Origin of the sequence: Cryobacterium sp. MLB-32, assembly GCF_000738085.1 — a bacterium.
Taxonomy (GTDB): domain Bacteria; phylum Actinomycetota; class Actinomycetes; order Actinomycetales; family Microbacteriaceae; genus Cryobacterium.
The window spans coordinates 1-5,029 of sequence record NZ_JPRS01000014.1; the positions used below are offsets into that span (position 1 = coordinate 1).

Annotated in this window: 4 protein-coding genes; 3 read left to right on the top strand and 1 reads right to left on the bottom strand. The window is 62.1% G+C overall.

Annotated elements, in window-relative coordinates:
• The 3 genes from JF66_RS03000 to JF66_RS03010 all read left to right on the top strand — a co-directional run.
• On the top strand, window positions 1-415 hold a 415-nt coding region (locus JF66_RS03000; protein ID WP_035875031.1), incomplete at its 5' end, for a LysR family transcriptional regulator substrate-binding protein.
• A 392-nt stretch (window positions 416-807) separates the two neighbouring features.
• Window positions 808-3,594, top strand: coding sequence for a UvrD-helicase domain-containing protein (locus tag JF66_RS03005; RefSeq protein ID WP_051973051.1), 2,787 nt, complete (start codon window positions 808-810; stop codon window positions 3,592-3,594).
• Between the two features lie 135 nt (window positions 3,595-3,729).
• Complete coding sequence (locus JF66_RS03010; RefSeq protein ID WP_156109627.1) at window positions 3,730-4,557, top strand: nuclease-related domain-containing protein; 828 nt, start codon at window positions 3,730-3,732, stop codon at window positions 4,555-4,557.
• 47 nt (window positions 4,558-4,604) lie between these two features.
• On the opposite strand, the gene JF66_RS23470 is transcribed toward JF66_RS03010, so the two are convergent.
• A partial coding sequence (locus JF66_RS23470) for a hypothetical protein (protein ID WP_197059301.1) occupies window positions 4,605-5,029 on the bottom strand: 425 nt, incomplete at its 5' end.

The window sequence follows — 5,029 nt, forward strand, 5'->3', positions numbered from 1 at the left end:
GCGGGATGTCCGGGCTCCTGACGTCACAATCGAAGAGTTCGCCAAGGCGAACCTTGTGCTCTACGACGCTCACTGCGGATGGAAGGACCCCACCCGTCGTCAGCTGCTCGAACGTGCGCAGATCGCGGGTGTGAAAATTGATGTGGGGATTGAGGTCGAACACGTTGAAACGGCCATAAACCTTGTCGCCACAGGGGCCGGAGACTCCATCGTCAGCCGAACCGTCGCCCACAGCGCGAACTTTCCGAAGAACATCCGCACGTTTCGATTCGCAGACCCGCTCTACGACACCATTGCACTGGTTCAGCGGGAAACGGCTTTTCTTTCTCCCGCAACGAAGAAGATCGCCCAGCTCGCCGAGCGGGCGCTTCTCGCGAAGATGGCCGTCGTTACCGGTCGCCCCATCGTCGATTGACCCTCGCCGTCGCGCGGGCCCAGAGGCAAGCGGAGACGCGCGCCACGTGACGAAACGAGGGCTCGGCGAATGGAGGAGCTCAGGCCTCCGCGTGCCGGAACAGCCTCGCCGGCTTGCCGACCACCGTCTTTCACGGTGAGCACTGCGGTGTCGACGGCGACGGACGGACGGGGGTAGTCCGTCAGAATCTTGCCTGAACTGTCTCGATGTCCGGGAACGGCGTAGCTTATCGACCCCTCCGAGCCAGCCGCCGCTGAAGCCGAACGTCACCTTGAGCTCGTCGGGGCGGATGCCGCCGCTCGCGCCGTCGGCGAACTCTAAGATCGTTCGAACGGCTCGCTGATCCCGGCCTGCGAAAGCCGCTAGATTCAAATGAGGATCGGGGGATCACAATGGCACGAGACGTCAGCGACGCGGGAACAATAGCGGGGCAGCAAAAGATTGACGCGACGCGGGGGAACAAGAGCTGGCACCCATCGGCGCTCGGCAAGAGATTCACCGTGTCCGGTGATTGGACTCTAACTCTCGACGAACTCCACGCCCACATCACTGTCGATGGCGAAACCGTGCGGCCCGCCATGGAGACATTCGGCGGCCTGAACGTGACCCGAGGCGCGATCTGGTCGACCATCGAACTGGGGCATCCCGACGGTTCGTTCCTTTTACGAGGTATCCCTAACCGCCGAGCATCCGCTCTCGCAAAGAGTTTCGCTGCGGTACGGATCACTGCACATGAATCCAAACGACTTCTAGAGCTGACCGCGGAATTTGACCGCGCCGCGAATCAAGTGCGCCTCTTCACGGAGGCGTTTGTCACCGCAGTCGCGGTGGGTCTTAAGACAAAGGGCTGGTTGACGAGAGAATTCTCGTCGCACTGGGTCGTGAGGAAGGCAGCAGTCGGCTTCGGTTCCCTGCTTGAGAACGCCGATCTGCAGCAGCACATCTCAGGCCTCGACGCAGTCGCACGCGAGACGATCAAGATATGGCAAGACGACCTGCCTACCTTCATCGCAGCGCAGAACGAAAGCCGCTACGACAACGAGCTCGAAGCTTGTCGCACCTTCTTTGAAAACGTGGAATCGTCCCCACTGACGCCGGAGCAAACTCGAGCAGTGGTTTGCTTTGACAACAGGATGCTGGTGGTCGCCTCGGCCGGATCCGGCAAAACCTCGACTATGGTCGCCAAGGCCGGCTACGCCCTCCACCGCAATTTGATCGCGCCAGAGAAGATCCTGATGCTGGCGTTCAACAACGCGGCGGCGAAAGAGCTGGGCGTGCGCACCCAGAAACGCTTGGCGCCCCTGGGACTTGACGCGAATAGGGTCGTCGCCAAGACGTTCCACGCCTTCGGTCTCGAGATCATTGGGAAGGCTACCGGCCGTAAGCCAACGCTGGCGCCGTGGCTGGACGGCGGGGGAGACCTCGCCCAGTTGGGGCGAATCGTGGACGTGCTCCGCGCAACCAATCCGCCCTTTCGCATTCATTGGGACTTCTTTCGGGCGGTGCTTGCTCGGGACTATCCCGACCCGGAAGCCGAGCGCGTCACCGTTGCTCAAGCGCCGGCCTTCCTCACCGCGCAGGGGGAGCGGGTCAGGAGCACGGGCGAACGGATGATCGCCGACTGGCTCTACTTCAACGGTGTCGAGTACGTCTATGAACGCGAGTACGAGGTTGACACCGCCGATTCAGAGCACCGGCAGTACCATCCGGATTTCTACTACCCGCAGATCGACGCGTACCACGAACACTGGGCGGTCGACGAGAACGGTCAGGCGCCTGAGGAGTTCGTCGGTTACCTCGAGGGCATGCAGTGGAAGCGAGAGACCCACCGCCGCCACGGCACGACGCTTCTGGAGACGACAATGGCGGAGCTCTGGAGCGGCGAGGGGCTTAGCCATCTGGCACACGAGCTGACCGAGCGCGGCATCCGTTTGCAGGCGGACTCCGAGCGACTGCTCGCCGGTCAGCCGGCCACGGAGTACGGCCGTCTGCTTCAGACGTTTCGGTCTTTTCTCACACACGCCAAGAGCAATCGCCTGAGCGACGACCAGCTGCGGGAGCGCCTCGACGAGCAAACGCAGGGTCAGGTGAGGTTCAGGGACGCAGCGTTCTTGCGCCTATTCGCGCCGATTCGGCGGGCTTGGGACGAGAAGTTGGCCGCGGAAGGATGTATTGACTTCGAGGACATGCTCAATGTGTCGGCAGATCACCTCGAGGCCGGTGATTGGGAGAGCCCCTATGAGCTGGTGATGGTGGACGAGTTCCAGGACGCCAGCCACGCACGGGCCCGGCTGGCCCGTGCCCTTGTGGCAAAACCGGGGCGTCATCTGTTCGCCGTCGGTGACGACTGGCAGAGCATCAACCGGTTCGCGGGCGCTGACCTGTCGGTGATGACCGGGTTCGAGAAGTTGTTCGGCCCCAGCGAGGTGATGCGACTGGAGCGTACGTTCCGGTTTCCTCAGTCGGTAGCGGATGTGTCCAGCGATTTTGTGCTGCAGAACCCGAGTCAGCTGGTCAAGCGGGTCGTGTCGTCCGCTGCGGAATTCCCGCCGACGATTGGTGCCGTTTCCGTCGATACCGATGAAGCCGTTAAGAAGGCCATTCATCACCGCCTGAAAGCGCTCCACACCCAGATCGCCAGGGGAAGGATTCCCCAGGCGGTGGGCATCAAGGTCACGGTGTTTGTGCTGGGACGATACCGGCATCAGATCGACTACCTGCCGGACTGTGGCGACCTCTCGGATCTTCTCGACGTGACGTTCATGACCATCCACGCGTCGAAAGGTGCCGAAGCCGATTACATCATCATTCCGGGCATGGTCTCGGGTAAGTGGGGCTTCCCGAGCACCATCCCGAATGACCCGGTGCTGCGCATGGCGATGCCGGCCGCCGAGGACTTCAGCCGGGCCGAGGAACGCAGGCTCTTCTACGTAGCCATGACACGAGCTCGGCGCGGCGTGCTGCTGGTCACCGTCAAGAACCGGGAATCTCCGTTCCTGATGGAATTGATTCGTGACCACGGGATCGTGCGCACCAACGCCATCGGCGAGGCCCTCGAATCGATCGTCTGTCCGAGGTGCGGCCGCACGTTCATGGTCGAGCGCAGGGGCAAACGAGGACCGTTCTTAGGCTGCCGGCACTATCCGCGGTGCAAGGGCATACTCGCACTGCCGAGGTAGTCCGGCTTGCAGCCCATCACTGTCGGAAGTGTCCCGGTGGAGTGAGCCTGGTTGGTGCATGATTCCACCCCCATACGAGGGTCAGAGCCGTTACCCTGAGCTTGTAGACCAGGTCAACACTGAGATAGGGGATCCGTGACGATTCAATCGCCACCGATGGGGGAGCAGCACGCCGGCCAAGCGGTCGTCGAAGAGCTGCTTCGAAACCACAGCACCACGCCGACCCGAAACGCATTCGGACGCATTTTCGGTTTCTCCCCCCTCGCCGACGACAGCATCAGTTGGTACCTAGGCGCGGTCGGCGAGATCGCCGTCGGCAAGATCCTCGCATCCCTGCCTCCGGAATGGCGGGCATTCCATGCCCTCCCCATCGGCACCAAGGGTTCGGACATCGACCACCTCGTCATCGGACCGGGCGGCATTTTTACCCTCAACACCAAGCATCATCGGGGCAAGGCTGTCTGGGTCGGCGCACGAACCCTCATGGTGTCCGGGCACAAACTGCCGCACATTCGCAACGCCGAAAGCGAGGCCAGCCGTGTCACGAAGATGCTTCAGCAGCGGATGCCTCTACTCCCCGCCGTGCAGGCGACCGTTGTGGTGGTCAGCGCCAAGACGCTCACCATCAAGACGAAACCTGAACTGGTCAAGATCGTGGCAGACACCGGTTTGCGTCGCTGGCTCCTGTCTCGTCCGACCATTCTCGATTCCAGTCAGCTTGCCGAGCTCGGGGCGCTCATCAACGACCCTGCCACATGGCCGGTGGCACCCCTCTTTCCGGCGACAGAGAACCCGATGGTCGTCTTCGCGGTGCTTGACCGAGAAGTGCGCACGGCGCGTTTCCGCAATACTGCCTGGCGGCTCTTCGGAATCCTTGCCGGGACGACCGTGGCAGTTTTCGCGGGTCCGCCGCTGGTCACGGCCGGAATGAACTTACTTATTGCCGGTTCAGCGAACCCCTGAGCCCGACGTTTTGAGCGAACTCTGCGGCACCTGGACTAGCTGCGGCTTCACGTGAGATCAGGCGCCCCCTCCGGAGCCCACCACACGGCGTCATCGTCCCGGGCTTGGTCGACGGCTGCTGCTGTGACGGCCGCCTTCAGGTCGTCCCAAGCAGTTGGGCCGTGCGACAGCAGTTTCACGCGTTCAATGCCGAGACTCTGAAGCTTCGTCTCGGCAATGGCGCTGCGTGACACCACGTAGAAGTCCCATTGAGACACATCCAACTGGTCGTAGAATCGGTGTTCGGTCGCCATCTGCACGCAGAAGACATAGACCATGGCGTTCAGACGCCGCCCCAACGGGTCGGAGCCGTCGCCCGGGGCTCGGGGGTTGTACCTCGTTCCCTGGAGGCCCGAAAAGTTGAGCGTGCTGATCTTCTTCTGATCCCACAGCTGTAGGTAGGCCGAGGACTTGACCTCGATGGTGATCTCGC